Raw genomic sequence first — 18,266 nt, forward strand, 5'->3', positions numbered from 1 at the left:
CGGGTGCCTGGGCCGCGCTGGCGGCGGGCGTGACCTTGGCGTCTCGCGATCGCCGCATGAGGTGACGCCATGTCCGCTCCGACGAATCTCCTTCCGTTCCAGCCGTCTTCGATGTCGACCGCCCAGTTGGCGGTGGTCTCGTTCTTAGCCCGCTACTCCGGGCGCACCCACACCTTGTACGCGTTCCAGCTGCGGCAGTAGTTCGCCTGGTGTGAGGCGAACACGTTGGACCCCTTGGTGGGGGTCCAACGCGCCCATGTCGAGCTGTACATCCGCAGTCTCGGCGAGCGGGGCCTGATGGACTCCTCCGTCGTGACGATGATGCACGGCGTCCGTGGCTTCTTCCGGTTCACGCACATCGACGGTCTCATCCCCGCCGACCCGGCCGTCTACGCGAGGCTGCCGAAAGTTCACCGCGACGAATCGCGCACTCAAGGTCTGGACCGCCTGGAGCTGATCCGTTTCCTCCAAGTCGCCCAGACCATCACCGTCCACCACGGCGCGCTCGCCTACCTGCTCGGCATCAACGCGCTGCGCGCATCGGAGGCCGCCGCGGTGCGGATCGAGGACTACGCCGACACCCTGCGTGGACACCGGGTGTTGCACCTGGTGGGCAAAGGCAACAAGCCCGCCACCATGCCGATCACCGTCCCAGTGCTGCGCGTCTTGGAGGCATGCCGAGGCGAGCGCACCAGCGGCCCCTTGGTCCTGCGGCCGCTCACCGGCAAGGCGATCGACCGGCGCGACGCCTATCGGATGGTCGCCCGGATCGTCAAGGCCGCCCGCATCCCACGGCACATCAGCCCGCACTCCTTGCGCCACGCCGCGATCACCAACGCCCTCGACGCCGGCGTCCCCCTGCGGGACGCCCAGATCCTGGCTCGGCACGCCGACCCGAGAACCACCGAGCACTATGACCGAGCCCGAGGCAACCTCGACCGAGACGGCGTCCACTTCCTAACCGCATACGTCGCCGGCGTCTAGTCCACAGGCGACAGCTGCGTCGATTCCGCCCAGATAGGCCGCTGAGTCGGCTCTGTTGTCGGCGGATGTTCGCTCAGATGTCGACCGCCGCGACCGCGCTCTTGCCTCGCCTGCTACGCAACCGTGACTATCGACGTCTGGCCGCGCGGACGGCTCCGAGCAAGTCATGGCTGAGGCTGACCCCCGCCCCAATTGTCTTGTCCAGCATCAGTAACCACTGCGACGGAAACGGCTTCGGTGCGGCAACTGGGTTTTTGACCTTGGCTGCTAGATCCGCGGAATCTCGCGACGCTCCGGTTCTCACTTCAACCGGCCCCGCCTCGAGGTCGCCTTCGATGTCGTCCGCTATGCCCGGCCCTGCGAGGAGCGTGACAAGCATGAGCGCTCGAAGAGCCAGAGCGGCATCAGCGAAAGAGACCTTCGTAACCCTTCCGTGAGCAATCTGATTACGCAGGTTCTTTCCTGAGTGGTCCGCAAGGAACCAGCGCATAAAGTACGCCCACGAGTCGTCAAATCCTAGCGACTCGAGGGCGTCGAGAAGCGAACCAAGGGCCGGGTAAACGCCGGGTCGCTGACCGAGTTGGGTGCGGTAGATAGCAACGTCAAGCTCGCGCAGCAGCAGCCGGATGGCGCTCTCCACGCGCGGGACTGTGACGTGCACACATGCTTCGAGGTCGCCATTCCAGTAGTGGTGCAGTCCCCGAGCCACGACGGCCGCAAGTTCGTAGTTGCCCCGGCCTCCCCACGCGAGGTGCGCCGTTATGTCATCGACAGGCACTAACCCGTACCGGATGCGGATTCTGTCGAGAATCTCGGCAAGATGAGTCCCGGTAATCTCTGCCCGAAATGCCGCCTGTCTAGCCATAATCCACTCGCGCCGCTCGTCCTCGGTTTGCGGTTGCCAAGTGGGTAGCCGGTCCTCATCAAGAAGAACCGTGGAAAACAAGTCTGAAAGATAGGGACGTAGCCGACGCTCCTCGGCGTATTTGACGAGGTCCTCGTACTGACCGGTCGGCGGAGTCGTACTCGCGAACAAGGATATACCGTGGCGCCAGTCCCGGTCGTCGGTGAATTTGCGGAAGTAGTGCTCGAGAGGGATGCGCGAGACTCGGACTGTCGATGACACAGCGTCCAACTTGACGTCTTCAGGCGGAAGCCCCTGCAACTCGACGGTTAGGTCGTCCTGCATCGATTTGACCTGAAGACGACGCGCCAGGTCGATGGCTTCTTTTAGCCGGATGACCTTAATCAGGCCCGTGGAGTTGCGCGCCTCTTCGGCGAGTGCACCGACCTGCCACATCGAGATGGCATTCCGCTCTTCTTGGGTCGCGGCGCGCCCACGGCGCAAATCTCCGATGTAGTTGACCGAGTCCGAACCAAAATACAGCTTTGAGGCCCGCTGGAGGAGTGCGTCCACCGGGACTGCGTCATCGACCGCATCCGCGTGCGTACGACACAGGGCGCCCAGCAGGGGGAGTAGGACTCCTGCCGCTCGCTCTCCTGCGTCCCAGGCGGCAGCGGTCGCCTTCGCGATCTCGACCCGGCACTCCTGCTCACGGTCAGCGCGACCGAACATCCTATCGATAGCCCACGCACGAAGTAGCGCATATGCGCGGTCCGAGTCGACGACATCGAGTGAAGAGGCGAACTCCAGATAGGCATCTCTTGCGGCCACGCCATGCAGGTATCTCTTCCGTCCGCGGCACATTGCCAGGTCGTTGAAACGAGCACGGGCGGGAGGAGCGGAGACGTTGGCGGCAAGAATTTCCCATAGGTCTACGACCGACTCGGTTACCTTTTCGATACGAGGCGGCCACACGAAAGCGCTGCCTGTGTCGTAGTGCCCGAGGTTGCACATGACCGGTCCATCGAACGGCACCACGAGCTCGTACATCAAAGCCCGATCGACCTCATGGGTTACTGGCTCCTCAATATCGCGCGCCCCAACCGCAGGCATTGAGGCGACAGTTGGCTCATCTACACGTTCTTGACTCTCGTTACCCACTTGGGCTCGGTCGGCGAACTTTGACGCGTTGTCACCATCCGATCCACACAACGCAGCGAGCGCAATCCGGATCTTGCCGTGCGCATTGATGTAGCCGGCATTGTCGGCAAATCCCTCGTCGATGACTGACGCTACCAAGATCGCTTCGTGAGCATCGAACACATATCCCGTGTCCTGAACGGCAACCGCGGTAAGATCGACTTCGGCCCCATTGGCGCCCGCAGAGGCGATTTCGCTATTGCTAGAGTTTTGCTCAGTCATCCTTCAGTTTCCTTGAGCGCAATTGGACGGCCGGAGCGTCGATCAATTAGAGGCCACCCGCCTAATAGCACGCACGAGTAGGTCACGTACTGGCGACCGAACCGTCATAAATGGCGCGGATTCGTTCAGCGAGCAGTTGTTGTGCTTCGTCGACAATCTCGACCGTCGCGAGGAGTTCATCCTGGGCCTTGGCGACAGGACGCGAAATCGTTCCGAGACGGGCAGCGGCCGAAGTGAAGTTGCGAACCTTGTCTCTAGCGGCCCTGTCCATCACGAGTTCCACGAGAGATTGGACTCGCCGGTTAGCCTCGAAGAGCTCAGTGTCTATCGCTTCTGGCAGCAGTGTGCTTGGCATTGATGCCGAACCGGTCTCCCGCGCGTTCATCAAGTCGTAGTGGTGAGCCTTCCCCATGGCGCGCCCAAGGTCTGCAAGCGCGGCCTTGAGGTCGCGCAAGGTCTGGAGTTCGAACGCGCGGCGCTCAGTGATGTGAGCAATGCTGAGCGCGTCTTCACGCTCCTCCTTGGCGACTCGACGAGCTCGGTTCCCTTGCGCCGCCTCTGTGGTCAGCGTTCCGACGTACCCCAGAACGAGAGTTAGCACAGGAAGGACCGCGTTCCACCAGTTCACACCTTCTCCTATTTCAGCCTGCGAACTTCTACTTGGCCAGGTCCGAATGGTGCTCGAGGATAGCCGAGACTGTACGTTCCTGATGCCGGCAATGCGGGCTCGTCTCCGGCCCAGTATCGCCCACACTCGGTCTGATGGGCGCGTTGAACGGCCACACCGACCGAGCGCGCCCGGACCGACGTCGACCAACAGCCCTCATCGCCGCCTCGATGAACGACCAGCGCCGCAACATGCGGTGGTTGGTTCTCGCGGATGCACCTCCACGCCCCTAGTCGACCATGCGAGGCGAGCGGGATGGTCGGCTATTCCTGGATTATCACTTCGCAGCACGTCATCGCGTCCGTATGCTCGCGCGGCCGAGCGACCAGCGCCACAGCAATGGCTGCCCATCTGTGTCCCTCATGAACTGGGCTGTGCAGTCAGCCGTCAAGAGCCGCGAAGGCTTCCTCGACCCGGTCCAAGATCTCTGTCAAAGCCTGCTGCATGCGCGCTGGCCGCTCCCACTCCGACCCCCCATACCGCCGGAAGATGAAGTTGCGCAACGGCTCCTCGCCACCTTCGTGCACCCACGCGCGGAGCAGGTCTTCAGCAGAGTCGACGTCGTTGTTCACGACCGTCGCAACCATCTCCAGTTCCTCGAGCGTGCACATTACCAGCGGCGTGCACTCTGGCTGGGTCAACCAGCCCGCCTCGAGCGCCTTCTCCCGCGCGTACCTGACGGTCACCCGATTCACCGGGAAGTCGGCACCCTGGACCACGACCGGGACGATGCGTTGCGGACGCCGGCCGAGAGGGTGCAGCGGATCCGCGGCACGCTCCAACAGGACCGCGGCGCTGCCGTCAAGCTGTTTCACCTTCGTCATCACCGTCAGGCGCATGTCCTTCTCGAAGGCGTCAGCGTCGAGCAGCATTCGGGTCGGAACCGTCAACTGGTGCTGCACGACATCAGCCAAGAAGACGAAGTCGCCGAAGTCAACGCCGCAGTCAACCGCCTTGCCACCCAATGGCGCCAGCGCCTCCTCGGTGAAGAATGTGTGCTGCGGGGCCGCGAAGCCGCGCAGGATCTCCTCGGCGCAAATCTCGACCAGCTCCGAGTACACCTGCGTCCACGCCCCCCGCTGCCGTTCCCCGCTTGCTTTTTCGTGGTCGTGGACTAGCCAGTACAAGGCGGAGGTGACGCGCAGTTTGAACAGTTGGATATCGAGCACCACGACCTGCTGCCCTGGCCCGAGGCGCAACAGCGGCCGGTCCTCGAACGGCAGGAACATCCAATCGCCGTCGCCACCGGCGAGCTGGCGCGCGAACTCCGTCGCGGTAGCGGAGAACCGCGCCAAAAACCGCTCGATGCGTTCACCCGGGAGCCCGATGCGAGCTAGGTCCAACGGCGGGGCCAGATCGGGGCGGGAAGCGTCCGCGTGCGCGAATATCCCAAACGCCAGCACCAACAGGTCAATCACGGTCATGCCGGTCGCCTCACGCACCAACTCCCTCAGCGGGATGCGGGGTCGGTACCGCTCAAGCCGGCTCTCGTACTCGGTCCACAGCAAGTAGGTGCGCGCCAAGCGGTCCCCGAAGTCGAAAGAGGCGTTGAAGTGGCCGTTCGCCACGATCTCCAATGCCATGCCCTCCGGGATGCCGCCCAGACGCCGATCAGGCGACGTGGCTCTGCGCGAGGAGTAGGAGGAACGTGCCGCGAAGTGGCTCAGCATCGTCGCCACGACCGCCGGGTCCGCAGTACCTGTCGGACTCTGCGGAGGCGGTTCCGTGAGCGCGAGACGCGTTGCCAACAACACTGGCTGCCGAGCCAGAAGGACCCGTCGCGGACCGCCGTCTGTGCCCTTCAGCCCAGCCAGCAGCGCCTTCGCCAGGGCCGGCTCGACATGGCTCAGCACGTACTCCTCCCACTCCTCAAGCGCGCTCTCGCCGGCCCCGGCGGCACGGGAGGCCGCTGCCAGTGCCACGAGCAGATGGTCGCGCGGGCACATCTGAAGCAGCAGAGAGCCCCACCGGCTCATGTCGAGCGACTCGCCCTTGGTCTGCAGGAACTGAGGCGCATAGTCGTCGGAGACGACATACCGCGCCATCTGATCCCGCCACCGAACCGACGCCGATGTTCCCCCAGCCATGCCACGATAATGCAGCATGTCGCGATGCCCGCGCTGCGACCGTCCACGGTCAGGGGTCTCAGACCCAAGAGGCGCACCTGGCGCGACGACGCCCGAACTGCGATCGTCGTTGCGTGGCCAAGACCAAGTGCTCCATCTGCACCGTCAACGATGCAAGTCGAGTCGGTGAACACGTATGGCCACGCTGGTTTCTGAAACTGATGGACTCGCAGGGCAAGCCACCGACTGCGTGGTCGAAGAACGGCAACCCGATCCTAAACTCGCGCGGCACGCAGATAGCTCTGCCTCGGCGCACGCGCGTGTTCCTGCCTGTCTGCCAGGCGTGCAACGGCAAACTCGCGCAACGCTTTGAGGATCCGGCGATCGATACCGTGACCCAACTTTCCACCAACCGTTGGTTAGGCGGACACAGCGCCGCCGAATGGCAAGCGGTCGGAATGTGGTGGGCCAAGATTGGTCTGATGCTCGGGCACGCAGATGCGCGGTATGAACATCGAAAGTTGAACGAGGAAGCCATCCGGTTCAACAGCTCGCCCCCGGAGTACAAGTGGATGGTTGATGGGACCGCAGTCCCCGTCGACTTATCAGTCTTTGTCCACCACTCGTCGATGGATGCAGGCGAAACCGAGGCCATCCTAGGAGTACCTGAGCACATCGCACTGAGTAATGGCGCCTTCCGTGTGAGTCACGTATTTCAGATAGTGACTCCGAACGTTGCTGTGGCGGTCGTTTCGCACCCGGGTTTGACAGTGGTGCACCCACTCGTGGAACGAGGTGAGGCGTGGGAGCTGCTTCGTGGATCGCCGTCGAATGGTGACTTGGCCGCGCTTCCACTGTTCGGGCACCGACGGGTCGTCTTTCGCCAAGGCCTCGTCGCTCATGAGGGTTTCCAGATCGACTCGAGCGAGACATCGCGACTGATGTCATTGATTGCCCACGAAGCGGAGGAGGTACCTGAGGTGTATCCACGACTTACGCGGTCCCAAGCGCGCAATGGAGTGCGTGAGCGGCTTGCGTCAGGCGTGCGACGCGTTCTTGGGCTCTGCAGACGCTCGGAAGGCCCCGCTCATCGCCATGATCGCGAGTCATGACGTGCTTCACTTCGCCGCCGGTGACCCGCCAACGATCGTCCGGTCATGTCGCTGTCGGTTCGGTCGTCCCGAGTTCCGGACGTGAAGGACTTGCCGACTCGCACTTTCGGCGGGCGTCGTTGACCGAGGCGCGCCCCCGTAACTCAGCAAGTTGAGTGAGCAGCCCCACGGCGCATCGCAATATACCGACGTGCGAGGGCTCTTTCGTTCAGTATGGGTTCCATGGCGCAACCGGGGGGTGATGATTCCGCGCGTTTGAGATTCCTCTTGGACTCGAACGTCGTGATCGCCGTCGAGCCGTTCTCCGGTGAGCTCGAGGGCAACATGGAACTCGGTGTGCGTTTCCTTCGGTTGGCGAACGAGCAGCGCCATTTGTTGTGTGTGGCACCGGCGACGCGCGATGACTTGCTAGAGGGGACGGACGTGGTTCGTCGCCGACAACGGCTCGCAGAACTCGGGAAGTTCCATCTTCTGGCGGAAGCGCCGGTCACTTCAGAACTGGGGAAGCGAGCGGGCGTCAGTAGCCCTGGATCCAACGATGAGCGTGACCTGCGCCTGCTGGCCGAACTGCATGCGGGTGCTGTCACGTACCTCGTCACTGACGACGGTCGCCTCCGTCGGCGGGCAGCGCGTGCAGGTCTGGGCGACCGCGCACTTTCCTTGGCGGACGCCGCCGCACTCCTTGCGGGCTTCGAGCCGACCGAGATCACGCCGCCGCCCCGAGTTGCCACTGTGCCGTGTTATGCCCTCAACCCAGATGACAAGATTTTCGACGGCCTGCGATTCGACTATCCCGAATTTGACGAATGGTTCGCCGTGGTCCGCCGACAGAGCGACACTCGTCGTTGCTTCGTCATCGAGGAAGATGGCGCTTATGCCGCCTTGGCCTTGTTGAAGTTTGAGACTGACTGCGTCTACCTCATCGAGGGACCTGTAGTCAAGATCAGTACGTTCAAGGTATCGGAAGACCACTCGGGCGTGAAATATGGAGAGCTGCTGCTAAAGGCCATCCTTCTCAGCCTCACTACCACGGAGTCCGCCAGCCTCTACGTGGAAGTGCTCCCGTCACACGCTGAGGTCATCGACTTCCTCGCGGCATTCGGCTTCGTGGACCAAGGTCATAGGAGTGGCAGGGGCGAGCACGTTGTGACGAAGTGTCTGCGACCCCCCGCCGACCCGACGCAACATTCCGACCTTGATCACCACGTTCTTTACGGCCCTCCCGCCCTTTTGTGCAGACAGCGTGTGTTCGCCGTGCCAATTGAACCTCGATGGCACGATCAGCTCTTCCCGGAGCGTGCCCCCCGCTATCAGTCCGCTCAGCTAACCTTATTCGGGCCTACCCAAGAACAGACTCACCCCTGGGGAAACGCAATCCGTAAGGCGTACCTGTGTAATGCCTCCACCAATCAGGTCGAAGAAGGGGACGTACTGCTTTTCTACCGGTCGAGTGTCCAAAACTTCAGTGCCGTCGGGATCGTGGAGGACGTTCTACGCTCGAGTGACCCTAACGAGGTCACGCAGTTCGTCGGCCGCCGTACGGTGTACACCGCGACCGAGATTGCCGCCATGACTCGGCGCGCCCGCGGGGTCCTAGCGATCCGCTTCCGGCAAGATCGATTCTTGGAACCACCCATCACCTTGACCGACATGCAGCTGGCAGGAGCACTGAGATCGTGGCCCCAGTCGATCACCCGCCTTCGTCAGCAGGGCATCCCTTGGGTGCAGGACCTGCTCGTCGGGTAGCACTCATGGCCATCCAGCCTCCCTACGCGCGGGCGATTCTCGACGGGTCCAAGCAAGTCGAGTTCCGCAAGCGCCGGCTCGCCGCCGACATCGACACCGTACTGATCTACGAGAGCGCCCCAACGAAGCGAATTGTTGGCCACTTCATCATTGAGCGGACCGTGCTCGCCACGCCCCGAAGACTGTGGAGGTCGTTCGGATCCGTCGGATCGATCGCGCGAGCCGACTACCTCAACTACTACGGAGCCAGCGAACTGGCAGTCGGGTTGGTCATCAAACGCGCTGAGCGCTACACGTACCCCGTCGCTCTAGCCGACCTTAGTTCTCGCCCGGCCGTCCCGCAGAGCTTCTCCTATCTGCCTACCTCTGCCCTCACGGAAGTGCAGTCATTGCAGAAGATCGACCCAGCCTGGATCGATTGGATACTCGACTTGGTCGCCATGCCGCTCCGGCACATCACGCAACTGAGCAGCCGAGCGACCTCGAAGATCAACACAGTCGCATCACCTCGCTGATTCCTGGACCTCCACCGCGCTATGAAGTCCTGGCGCCCGAGACTCGTCAATAGGCATGCCGAGGTCATCGCTCGTGACGCTATCCGCTCGCTTGAGCCACGACGCAGATGCGTCCCTTCCGTCGCGAAGCGGCGGACGCCTGCCATGAGGCACAAGGACGACACAGCGCGTCAGACCGATCACAAGGGCCGAACACCTTTGTGCAATCCGTCGTAGCGCACCTGGGCGATCGAGCCGTCCTCAGGACGCACCGTGGCGGCTACAGCGCCTTGACCAGCTGTGGCAGCGAGAAGGTCCCTCGTTCCGTGAACGCGGAGTCACTCGCCATCCAGGTCGTCTGCAGCAAGGTCGTCAGGACGACGAATCCTTCGATGATTATCTGCTGGGTTGCCGCGTCAATAGTCATGCGCGCCGAGCGACGGATACCGTCGGGGCCGATCTCAAGCAGGGTGTCGAGCTTGGCCTGCATCCTGATCAGCCAGGTGCAGAGCTCCAACCATGAACCGCCGTGCTTGGTGCTCTCGTCGAAATACATGGTGTCTGTCACCAGGTCCCGAACGACGTGTTGGATAGATTCCGGGATCATCAAGTCCGTGCTCATTGGGTCTCCTCAGGTGGGGATTCGGGATGGTGTAGATCTAGATCGAGAGCCGCCGGATACCGCATCGGCGCCTCTCACTCCCAACACGGCAGGGGGGTGGCGCACGCTCACCACCAAGGCATGGGGAGCTGGGTGGGAGGCGACCGTCTACCTCCAGACCAGTAGGAAATTGCCTACTCGGGATCTGCGATCGGCCGCCACCAGTGGCTCCTTGAGGTGAGTCACAACGCCGCCTGCGGACTCGCTGCTTGGCGAGGGGTCTAGCATCACTGCGGTTCGGGTGCCTGGGCCGTGCTGGCGGCGGGCGCGACCTTGGCCTCTCCCTGCGGTCGCCGCGTGAGGTGACGCCATGTCTGCTCCGACGACTGTCCTTCCGTTTCAGCCGTCTTCGATGTCGACCGCCCAGTTGGCAGCGGTCTCTTTCTTGGCGCGTTACTCCGGGCGCATCCATACGCTGTACGCGTTCCAACTGCGGGAATGGTTCGCCTGGTGCGAGGCGAACACCTTGGATCCGTTGTTGGGGGTCCAGCGCGCCCACGTGGAGCTGTACATCCGCAGTCTCGGCGAGCGAGGTCTGATGGACTCGTCCGTCGTGACGATGATGCACGGCGTCCGGGGGTTTCTTTCGGTTCGCGCACATCGACGGTCTCATCCCCGCCGACCCGGCCGTGTACGCGAGGCTGCCCAAGGTCCACCGCGACGAGTCGCGCACTCAGGGACTGGACCGTCTAGAGCTGATCCGTTTCCTCCAAGTTGCCCAGACCATCACCGTCCACCACGGCGCGCTGGCCTTCCTGCTCGGCATCAATGCACTGCGAGCATCAGAGGCCGCTGCGGTGCGGGTCGAGAACTACGCCGACACACTGCGTGGACACCGGGTATTGCACCTGGTGGGCAAGGGCAACAAGCCGGCGACGATGCCTATCACCGTCCCGGTGCTGCGGGTCTTGGAGGCATGCCGGGGCGAGCGCACCTGCGGGCCTCTAATCCTGCGGCCACTCACCGGCAAGCCGATTGATCGGCGCGACGCCTATCGGATGGTCGCCCGGATCGCCAAGGCCACCGGCATCCCGCGTCACATCAGCCCGCACTCCCTGCGACATGCCGCGATCACCAACGCCCTCGACGCTGGCGTTCCCCTGCGGGACGCCCAGATCCTGGCCCGGCACGCCGACCCGAGAACCACCGAGCACTACGACCGCGCTCGAGGCAACCTCGACCGACACGGCGTCCACTTCCTCACTGCCTACGTGGCCGGCGTCTGATCTGCTGGGGCAACTGCGTCGATTCCGCCTAATTAGACGCATGAAGTGGGGTGGTCGACTCGCCCAGGGTGCAGCTGCGGAGACTGCACCGGTTCAGCGCCAGCCAGGGGACGGTTGAACCTCGCCCCTCGCCCCTCGCCCACCGGCGGCGCGCCCGAAACTGAGGACGCCACTCGGCTTCCGATCTGCGAATGGAGCCACTGGGCGGCGAGACTGCATTATGGGTGGGTGCAACCATTCTCTTCAGTGGGCTACTTCTGGCTGCCTGACGATCCGGCCAGGAGGGTCACCGGACGCGTCAATTTTGATGGGACGAGCATCGAACTATCGTTGTTCGACAACCTGACTGTGGTGGAGATGCCGCCAGATGGTCTGGGCTTGGGGCATCCTCAGCGTGAAACGCATCCCCGAATCTTTGGTCGGTTGATTGAGGACGGCGACGACGACACTTCATCCGTGGGCTTGGGCAACGCCCATCACGTGACCCTGGTCGACGCCGTTGGGATGGTCTTGAACCTCCCCGCAGAGGAGCTCACGCAACGATGGGACATCGATTGCATTATTCTTGGCGCACATACCATCGACACCGCGACCAAGAAGGCGCGCCTTCACTTTGATGCGTTGAAGGGGTGGGCGAACCCGCCGTTTCTGGCCGGTGGGTACCGCAGGGATGGTGTGGTTACTGCGGACATAACCGAATCAGTCCTCCATCAAGCGGTCACCGCTGACGCTACCTATCGCGTGCTTTCCTCGGCCGAGGGCGTCTGGGGCCTGGATGTCCACCTTGATCGGCGAACGTGGATTGAGGTCGAGGCACTGAACGAGTCGCCATTCGGCGGCCTTCACTCTAAGTGGATCCGGTCTATTCACGACCTACTAATTGTGTGCATAGGTGGGCCGGTCGCTCTGAGCGAAGTCCGCGTCGAGGTCGGCTCCATCTGGGGTGGAACCAAATGGGCAGCACTCGTTTTTCGAGCGACTCAGGACACATCCAGGAGGGATATCTCGGCATTCCGGCTTCGCGAACACGGAACATTAGCCCTTCTGTTCCCTGAAGATGAGCCGGCAGACTTCAGCTACTTCGTCCCGGAGTGGCTTCAGCTGCGCGACGACCTCGCCAAAGTGATCGAACCGATGACGAGTATTTTTTATTCGGCTTCGATCTACTCTGAGCACAGGTACGCGAATACGTTTAAGGCTGCGGAAGAGCTGGCAAAGAGGAGTTTCGAGACTTCGGACCTGCCGAAGGCCCAACATCAGGAGCGGGTCGAGATGATATTGGGAGCATCGCGAGACGCCTGCGTCCCGGACGCTCACATCGATTGGGCCGAGCGGGTTCTTCGGTCCAGAAACGACAGTCCTCTGCGCGTGCTCATCGAAAAGCTCATCGACGACACTGGCGAAGTCGGCGCGGCTATCAATCGCGCGATACCCGGCGCGGCTCAGCGGATGTCGGCGGCCCGAACAGCCGTCTCTCACGGGGGCATGAAGACCGACACCACGCAGCAGCAATGGCTCGGGGCTCTCCTGATGTTGGTTCTGCGTCTTCACGTCCTCCGAGAGATCGGACTGGAACCATCTGTTGTCGAATCAAGGGTGCTCACGTCTCGGTCTTTCCAGCGTGCGCTCCGGGCGCTGCAGCCTCAGAATCGATGACGACCTTGCACGTTCTCGACGAGCAGCCAACGAGGTCTGTGACTGCGGCGAGCCGCTTGGCGAAGTATCAGGCCGAGCCGGTGAGGTGGGGGCCGTTCATCGTCGGGGCTGCGGCTCGCCAATGCCATGGGTTCGTGAACGGTATTCTTTGCCCAGGGTGGATTGTGGGGAATCTTCGGTCGGTGCTGACCGCTCTCCGCGGCATGAGTGCGTCACTTCGCCGCGTAGAGGTCTGGCTGGGCGGTTTGTCAGTAGTCGCCGGTCAGGTGTCGGCCCGGGGATCAGGCAGGACGTCGCGCCACGAGTGTTGTGGCTCATAGCCGAGAAGGCGGCGGGCCTTGTCGATGGAGTAGAACGTCTCGTTGGGCCCCATCTGCCGGGTCAGCTCGATCCCGTCGTAGAAGCGGTCCTGGACCTCTTGGGTCGTTGCCGCGACGGACATGTCGGCGTTGGCCACGTTGAACACCTCGTAGCCGAGCCCGTCGACCTCGAGGCAGCGCTGCACCATCTGACCAAGGTCGCGAGTGTCTATGTAGGCGAAGATGTTGCGCCGCCTCAGCGACGGATCGGTGAGGAAGTCAGGGAACATGTCGGCGTACTCGTGTGGCTCGATGACGTTGTTGATCCGCAGACCGTAGATGTCGGCTCCGGTGCGTGCCTGGAACGAGCGCGCGGTCACCTCGCCCGCCACCTTGGACATCGCATAGGAGTCCTCGGGCACGGTGGGGTGTTCCTCGTCCACCGGCACGTACTGAGGTCGCCGCTCACCCTGGGCGAAGCAGACGCCGTAGGTCGTTTCCGAGGAGGCGAACACGATCTTGCGGATGCCCAACCGGGTTGCGGCCTCGAGCACGTTGTAGGTGCTGAGCACATTGGTTGCGTAGGTCTTCGCGTCGGGCGCGAGCAAGATCGCCGGCACCGCGGCGAAGTGGACGACGGCGTCGTAGTTGGGCTTGCTCCCCAGGTCCAACTCGTCCATCCTCGCCAGCCCTGCCATTGCCGAGTAGGTCTCGCCGACGTCCGTGAGGTCGACCTTCAGGTCGGTGACCGAGGGGTATCCAAGATGGACGAGGTCGGCGTTGGTGACCTGGTGGCCGAGGTCAGCGAGGTGCGTCGCGACGTGCTTGCCGGCCTTGCCACTGCCACCGGTGAAGAAGATGCGCATGAGTCGATCCAACCACCGTTTTGCATCCACTTCTCCCCTGGGGAGTGGCGGTCCCGCGTCGGGGCGGCACCCATCAGGTCGCACGCGGCGGGTGCGCGCGGCAGAACTCACGCAGAGCAGCATTGACCTGCTCGGGCCGCTCGAGACTGCTCAGGTGGCCGGCCGCCTCGATCACGACGAGCTTCGTGCCGGGGATGGCCTCCTCGAACTGGCGGGCGACGGTCAGCGGCGAGCGAACATCGGAGTCGCCCCACAGCAGCAGGGTGGGGACGGCGACATGAGGCAGCAGGCCACGCAGGTCGGTCTCGGCCATGATGGCCAGCTCCTGCTCGAGGGTGGCGGGACGGACGTCAGCGGCGATGGCGGCGAGCAACTCCACGTGAGCCGCGGGTGGATCGCCTGCGAAAAGTCCGGGGAAGGTGGGATCGAACTCCGCCGGGGGTGCGGAGAGCATCCGGCGGGCGCCGGCGACTCGCGCCCGGACCTCGTCGGCGGGGAGCGACCCCTTCCACCCGGCGTAGGTGTCGATCATGATCAGGGTTGCGACGAGCCCGGGGTGGCGGCGGTACAGCTCGAGGGCCACCGTGCCGCCCCACGACATCCCGGCCAGGTGCGCAGGCCCGAGCTGCAGCGACTCGATGAGCGCCGCGAGCGCGTCCGCGAAGCCCTCGAGGGTCCACTCATCGGGCAGGTCGCTGGACCGCCCGGCGCCGGGCTCGTCCCACGCGAGGACGGTGAACTCGTCGGCAAGGGCGGCGAGCTGTGGGTGCCAGATGCGGCTGTCGTCGGCCGCGCCGTGGACTAGGACCAGAGGGTGCCCCTCACCGACCCGCTCGTAGGCGATCGTGAGCCCGTTCGTCTCGACAAACTTCATCATCGAAAGGTAGCCCGGTCGAGGGTCAGGTCAGGCCGTGGAGGTGGCGGATTCGGGGGCCTCGGTGTCCCGGTCACGCTCGGGCCACATGATCGAGGTGATCTCCCGGGCGAGGTCCGGGCCGAGCGCGCCCCAGCCGGGCTCGTAGCCGTAGACCTCGCGCAACGGTGTGCCTGATCGGTTGCCGTCCAGGATCTCGACAGCGTCCGCATCGATGAGCCCGGGATGGGCCACCCCGCAGGCTTCCGACACCTTGAGCAGATCCCGCCGGAGCGTCTGCAGATAGTTGGCCAGTCGTACCGACTTGAGCGTGGGGTCGAGACCGTGTGCCAGCCACGGGTCCTGGGTCGCGACGCCGGTGGGGCAGTGGTCGGTGTGGCACTTCTGCGCCTGGATGCACCCGAGCGCCAGCATCGGCTCTCGTGCAACGTTGACCATGTCGACACCCAGTGCGAAAGCGACGAGCGCGTTGTCGGGCAGGCCAAGCTTGCCGCTGCCGATGAACGCGACGTCGTCGGTCAGACCGGCTTGGGCGAACGTCGAATAGACCCGGGCAAAGCCGATCCGGAACGGCAGGGCGACGTTGTCGGTGAAGACGAGCGGCGCCGCACCCGTGCCACCCTCACCGCCGTCGACGGTGATGAAATCCACCCCTCGCGTGCGCCCGGACATCTGCTGCGCGAGCTCGGTCCAGAAGTCCATCTCGCCGACGGCCGACTTGATCCCGACGGGCAGGCCGGTCTCGTCAGCGATGAGCTCGACCCAGTCGAGCATGCTGTCGACGCTGTCGAATTCGGCGTGCCGTGACGGACTGACACAGTCCTCACCCTTGGGTATGCCGCGGATCCGGCTGATCTCGTCGGTGATCTTCGCGGCGGGCAGGACCCCACCGAGACCGGGTTTGGCACCCTGGCTCAACTTGATCTCGATCGTCTTGACCGGGGCAGTCTGGACGAGGTCCTTGAGCCGGGCGAGGTCAAAACGACCTTGGTTGTCGCGGCAGCCAAAATAGGCGGTGCCGATCTGGAGGATGAGGTCGCCACCCTTGCGGTGATGGTCGGACAGGCCGCCCTCGCCGGTGTTGTGGAGGGCGCCTGCGAGAGCGACTCCTCGGTTCATCGCCTCGATGGCGTTGCCCGACAGTGAGCCGAAGCTCATCGCCGACACGTTGACGACCGAACCCGGGCGGAAGGCGTGGCGGCGACCGCGCGGCGCTCCGAGCACCTTGGCGGCCGGCAGTTCGACCTTCTCGTCATGGTGCCCGTGCGCGACGGCCGTCGACGGGGCCATCGGCGAGAAGGTGCGGTGCTTGACGATCGGGTAGTTCTCGAGGTGCTCGATGTCGTTGTCGGTGCCGAAGCCGACGTAGTTGTTCTCGAGCTTGCTGCTGGCATAGACCCAGGAGCGCTGGTCGCGGGAGAACGGTCGCTCGGCGTCGTTGCCCGTGATGATGTATTGCCGCAGCTCAGGCCCCACCTTCTCGAGCAGGTAGCGCAGGTTCGCGACGACCGGAAAGTTGCGTTTGAGCGAGTGCTTCTTCTGGGTGAGGTCGCGAACCGCCACTCCTGCGAGCCCGACGACCGTGGCACCAATGAGCGACTTCGCTTTCATGTCTCGCAGTCTGCCGTGCGGCGCCGGGTTCCGACGGTGGGTCGCTCGACAGAGATGGTGGGGGGAGCGCTCACAGGCGCCGCACAGCCGACTCATGGTTCGCGGTAGGCCAGAGCCGCCACAGTGGAGTCATGAGCGAACGTCAGATCCCCAACCAGCCCCACCCGAACCACGACCGCGGCCTCGAGTTCGACGTCGCCACCCTGCTCGGACGACGCAAGGCCCTCGGCCTCTTCGGCGGAGCCGGCCTCCTTGCCCTCGCGGGGTGCGCCGATGCCACGACCGGGTCAACCGGCACGGCAGCTTCGTCCACCGGCTCGGCGTCCGCGTCCGCGTCGGCTTCGAGCACGGCTTCCGCGAGCGCCTCTGCGACCACGGTGGACACCGAGGTGCCCGACGAGACCGGCGGCCCATACCCCGGTGACGGCAGCAACGGGGCCAACGTCCTCGACGACGCGGGCATCATCCGCTCCGACATCACACGTTCGATCGGCACGTCAACGACGAAGGCCGAAGGCGTTCCCCTCACCATCAACCTCACGGTCACCGACAGTGCCAACGGGTATGCCGCCATGGAGGGCGTCGCCGTCTATCTCTGGCACTGCGACCGGGAGGGCAACTACTCGATGTACTCCGAGGGTGTCGAGAACGAGAACTACCTGCGCGGGGTGCAACCGACGAACGCCAACGGCACGGCGACGTTCACGAGCATCTTCCCCGCGGCATACATGGGTCGTTGGCCGCACATCCACTTCGAGGTCTACAAGTCCACGGCCGAGGCGACGAGCAGCGGTCAGATCGTCAAGACCTCGCAGCTCGCCCTGCCCGAGGCCGTGTGCAAGACGGTCTATGCGTCCTCCGGCTACGAGCAGAGTGTGCGCAACATGTCGCAGACATCCCTCACCTCGGACATGGTCTTCGGTGACGACGGCGGCATCCACCAGCTCGCGACAGTGACGGGCGATGCGGCGAGCGGCTACGTCGCGAACCTCACGATCGGGGTCTGAGCGGGGAGTGGCTCTAGACTCCGACCCATGGCAGCCCAGCACACGTCGTCCCCGTCCGAGAACGGCGGTGACGCCGTGCTCACCTACGTCCTCGTCGACGGCGAGAACATCGACGCCACCCTCGGCACCTCGATCCTGGGTCGACGCCCGCAGCCCGACGAGCGTCCGCGGTGGGACCGCCTCCTCTCGTTCGCTCGCGACCAGTGGGACCAGGACGTGCGGGGGCTGTTCTTCCTCAACGCGACGACGAGCATGCCGATGTCGTTCATCCAGGCGCTCAACGCGCTCGGGTTCACGCCGGTGCCGCTGTCAGGTGCCACCGACGTCAAGGTCGTCGACGTCGCCATTCAGAAGACCCTGCGGGCCATCCGCGACCGCGACGCCGATGTCATGCTCGTCAGCCACGACGGTGACTTCCTCGAGGAGATCGAGGGACTGCTCGATGACGACCGCCGCGTCGGGGTCATGGCCTTCCGCGAGTTCCGCAACAGCGGGTTCACTGCCCTGGAGGCCGACGGGCTGGAGACCTTCGACCTCGAGTACGACGTCAAGGCGTTCACTTCACGCCTGCCGCGCGTCCGGGTCATCCCGATTGACGAGTTCGACCCGTCGCAGTTCCTCTGAGTCGCGGCCTTCGAGTCGTGGAATTCGGGCGTCAGCGTCCTGCCGGATAGACTCACCGGCGAATCTCAGCGCCAGACTTCCGTGCCGCCTGCGTGACGCCTCAGCGC

At 63.9% G+C, this 18,266-nt stretch carries 16 protein-coding genes; 9 read left to right on the forward strand and 7 right to left on the reverse strand.

Translation table 11 applies throughout. From position 1 onward, the window contains the following. Positions 1-69 precede the first annotated feature (69 nt). Positions 70-201, forward strand: a complete 132-nt coding sequence (locus V6K52_RS09255; RefSeq protein WP_353953569.1) for a hypothetical protein — start codon at positions 70-72, stop codon at positions 199-201. 36 nt (positions 202-237) lie between these two features. Then, complete coding sequence (locus tag V6K52_RS09260; RefSeq protein ID WP_353953570.1) at positions 238-984, forward strand: tyrosine-type recombinase/integrase; 747 nt, start codon at positions 238-240, stop codon at positions 982-984. A gap of 127 nt (positions 985-1,111) precedes the next feature. Here the strand turns inward: V6K52_RS09260 and V6K52_RS09265 are convergent, their stop codons facing one another. The 3 genes from V6K52_RS09265 to V6K52_RS09275 form a co-directional block, all read right to left on the reverse strand. Beyond that, positions 1,112-3,250, reverse strand: coding sequence for a hypothetical protein (locus V6K52_RS09265; protein WP_353953571.1), 2,139 nt, complete (start codon positions 3,248-3,250; stop codon positions 1,112-1,114). 82 nt (positions 3,251-3,332) lie between these two features. After that, entirely contained in the window at positions 3,333-3,878 is a 546-nt protein-coding gene (locus V6K52_RS09270; protein ID WP_353953572.1) for a hypothetical protein, read from the reverse strand. Between the two features lie 419 nt (positions 3,879-4,297). After that, complete coding sequence (locus V6K52_RS09275; RefSeq protein WP_353953573.1) at positions 4,298-5,962, reverse strand: hypothetical protein; 1,665 nt, start codon at positions 5,960-5,962, stop codon at positions 4,298-4,300. A gap of 155 nt (positions 5,963-6,117) precedes the next feature. On the opposite strand from V6K52_RS09275, the gene V6K52_RS09280 reads away from it, so the two are divergent. From V6K52_RS09280 to V6K52_RS09290, 3 genes are all read left to right on the forward strand, one after another. Further along, positions 6,118-7,095 (forward strand): hypothetical protein, encoded by a 978-nt coding sequence (locus V6K52_RS09280; protein WP_353953574.1) that lies wholly within the window; start codon positions 6,118-6,120, stop codon positions 7,093-7,095. Between the two features lie 282 nt (positions 7,096-7,377). Then, a complete protein-coding gene (locus tag V6K52_RS09285) occupies positions 7,378-8,841 on the forward strand; it encodes a GNAT family N-acetyltransferase (RefSeq protein WP_353953575.1) in 1,464 nt (487 codons plus the stop codon). A 5-nt stretch (positions 8,842-8,846) separates the two neighbouring features. Then, a complete protein-coding gene (locus V6K52_RS09290; protein WP_353953576.1) occupies positions 8,847-9,356 on the forward strand; it encodes a hypothetical protein in 510 nt (169 codons plus the stop codon). Between the two features lie 259 nt (positions 9,357-9,615). On the opposite strand, the gene V6K52_RS09295 is transcribed toward V6K52_RS09290, so the two are convergent. Beyond that, positions 9,616-9,957, reverse strand: coding sequence for a hypothetical protein (locus V6K52_RS09295; RefSeq protein WP_353953577.1), 342 nt, complete (start codon positions 9,955-9,957; stop codon positions 9,616-9,618). Between the two features lie 668 nt (positions 9,958-10,625). On the opposite strand from V6K52_RS09295, the gene V6K52_RS09300 reads away from it, so the two are divergent. Together V6K52_RS09300 and V6K52_RS09305 are read left to right on the forward strand one after the other, a co-directional pair. Further along, complete coding sequence (locus V6K52_RS09300; RefSeq protein WP_353953578.1) at positions 10,626-11,222, forward strand: tyrosine-type recombinase/integrase; 597 nt, start codon at positions 10,626-10,628, stop codon at positions 11,220-11,222. Positions 11,223-11,468: 246 nt separating this feature from the next. Further along, positions 11,469-12,878 carry a HEPN domain-containing protein gene (locus V6K52_RS09305; protein WP_353953579.1) on the forward strand — a complete coding sequence of 470 codons (1,410 nt, stop codon included), beginning with the start codon at positions 11,469-11,471 and terminating at the stop codon, positions 12,876-12,878. Positions 12,879-13,140: 262 nt separating this feature from the next. Here the strand turns inward: V6K52_RS09305 and V6K52_RS09310 are convergent, their stop codons facing one another. The 3 genes from V6K52_RS09310 to V6K52_RS09320 form a co-directional block, all read right to left on the reverse strand. Beyond that, positions 13,141-14,043 carry an NAD(P)-dependent oxidoreductase gene (locus tag V6K52_RS09310; RefSeq protein WP_353953580.1) on the reverse strand — a complete coding sequence of 301 codons (903 nt, stop codon included), beginning with the start codon at positions 14,041-14,043 and terminating at the stop codon, positions 13,141-13,143. A gap of 73 nt (positions 14,044-14,116) precedes the next feature. Further along, the gene (locus V6K52_RS09315) at positions 14,117-14,917 is read right to left on the reverse strand and encodes an alpha/beta hydrolase (protein WP_353953581.1); all 801 of its coding nucleotides are present in this window, start codon (positions 14,915-14,917) and stop codon (positions 14,117-14,119) included. 30 nt (positions 14,918-14,947) lie between these two features. After that, a complete protein-coding gene (locus tag V6K52_RS09320) occupies positions 14,948-16,528 on the reverse strand; it encodes an FMN-binding glutamate synthase family protein (RefSeq protein ID WP_353953582.1) in 1,581 nt (526 codons plus the stop codon). A 131-nt stretch (positions 16,529-16,659) separates the two neighbouring features. Here V6K52_RS09320 and V6K52_RS09325 point away from each other — a divergent pair, with 131 nt between their 5' ends. Continuing rightward, positions 16,660-17,535 carry an intradiol ring-cleavage dioxygenase gene (locus V6K52_RS09325; protein WP_353953583.1) on the forward strand — a complete coding sequence of 292 codons (876 nt, stop codon included), beginning with the start codon at positions 16,660-16,662 and terminating at the stop codon, positions 17,533-17,535. 27 nt (positions 17,536-17,562) lie between these two features. Beyond that, on the forward strand, positions 17,563-18,159 hold the full coding sequence (locus V6K52_RS09330; protein ID WP_353953584.1) for an NYN domain-containing protein: 597 nt from the start codon (positions 17,563-17,565) through the stop codon (positions 18,157-18,159). Positions 18,160-18,266: the final 107 nt, after the last annotated feature.

The sequence above is a fragment of the Knoellia sp. S7-12 genome, assembly GCF_040518285.1.
GTDB lineage: Bacteria > Actinomycetota > Actinomycetes > Actinomycetales > Dermatophilaceae > Knoellia.

Excerpts from the sequence above, each read along its gene's own strand:
- V6K52_RS09330 (WP_353953584.1), top strand. The coding sequence starts at position 17,563 with ATGGCAGCCCAGCACACGTCGTCCCCGTCCGAGAACGGCGGTGACGCC.
- V6K52_RS09320 (WP_353953582.1), bottom strand. The coding sequence starts at position 16,528 with ATGAAAGCGAAGTCGCTCATTGGTGCCACGGTCGTCGGGCTCGCAGGA.
- V6K52_RS09265 (WP_353953571.1), bottom strand. The coding sequence starts at position 3,250 with ATGACTGAGCAAAACTCTAGCAATAGCGAAATCGCCTCTGCGGGCGCC.
- V6K52_RS09315 (WP_353953581.1), bottom strand. The coding sequence starts at position 14,917 with ATGAAGTTTGTCGAGACGAACGGGCTCACGATCGCCTACGAGCGGGTC.
- V6K52_RS09290 (WP_353953576.1), top strand. The coding sequence starts at position 8,847 with ATGGCCATCCAGCCTCCCTACGCGCGGGCGATTCTCGACGGGTCCAAG.
- V6K52_RS09325 (WP_353953583.1), top strand. The coding sequence starts at position 16,660 with ATGAGCGAACGTCAGATCCCCAACCAGCCCCACCCGAACCACGACCGC.
- V6K52_RS09255 (WP_353953569.1), top strand. The coding sequence starts at position 70 with ATGTCCGCTCCGACGAATCTCCTTCCGTTCCAGCCGTCTTCGATGTCG.
- V6K52_RS09310 (WP_353953580.1), bottom strand. The coding sequence starts at position 14,043 with ATGCGCATCTTCTTCACCGGTGGCAGTGGCAAGGCCGGCAAGCACGTC.
- V6K52_RS09295 (WP_353953577.1), bottom strand. The coding sequence starts at position 9,957 with ATGAGCACGGACTTGATGATCCCGGAATCTATCCAACACGTCGTTCGG.
- V6K52_RS09275 (WP_353953573.1), bottom strand. The coding sequence starts at position 5,962 with ATGGCGCGGTATGTCGTCTCCGACGACTATGCGCCTCAGTTCCTGCAG.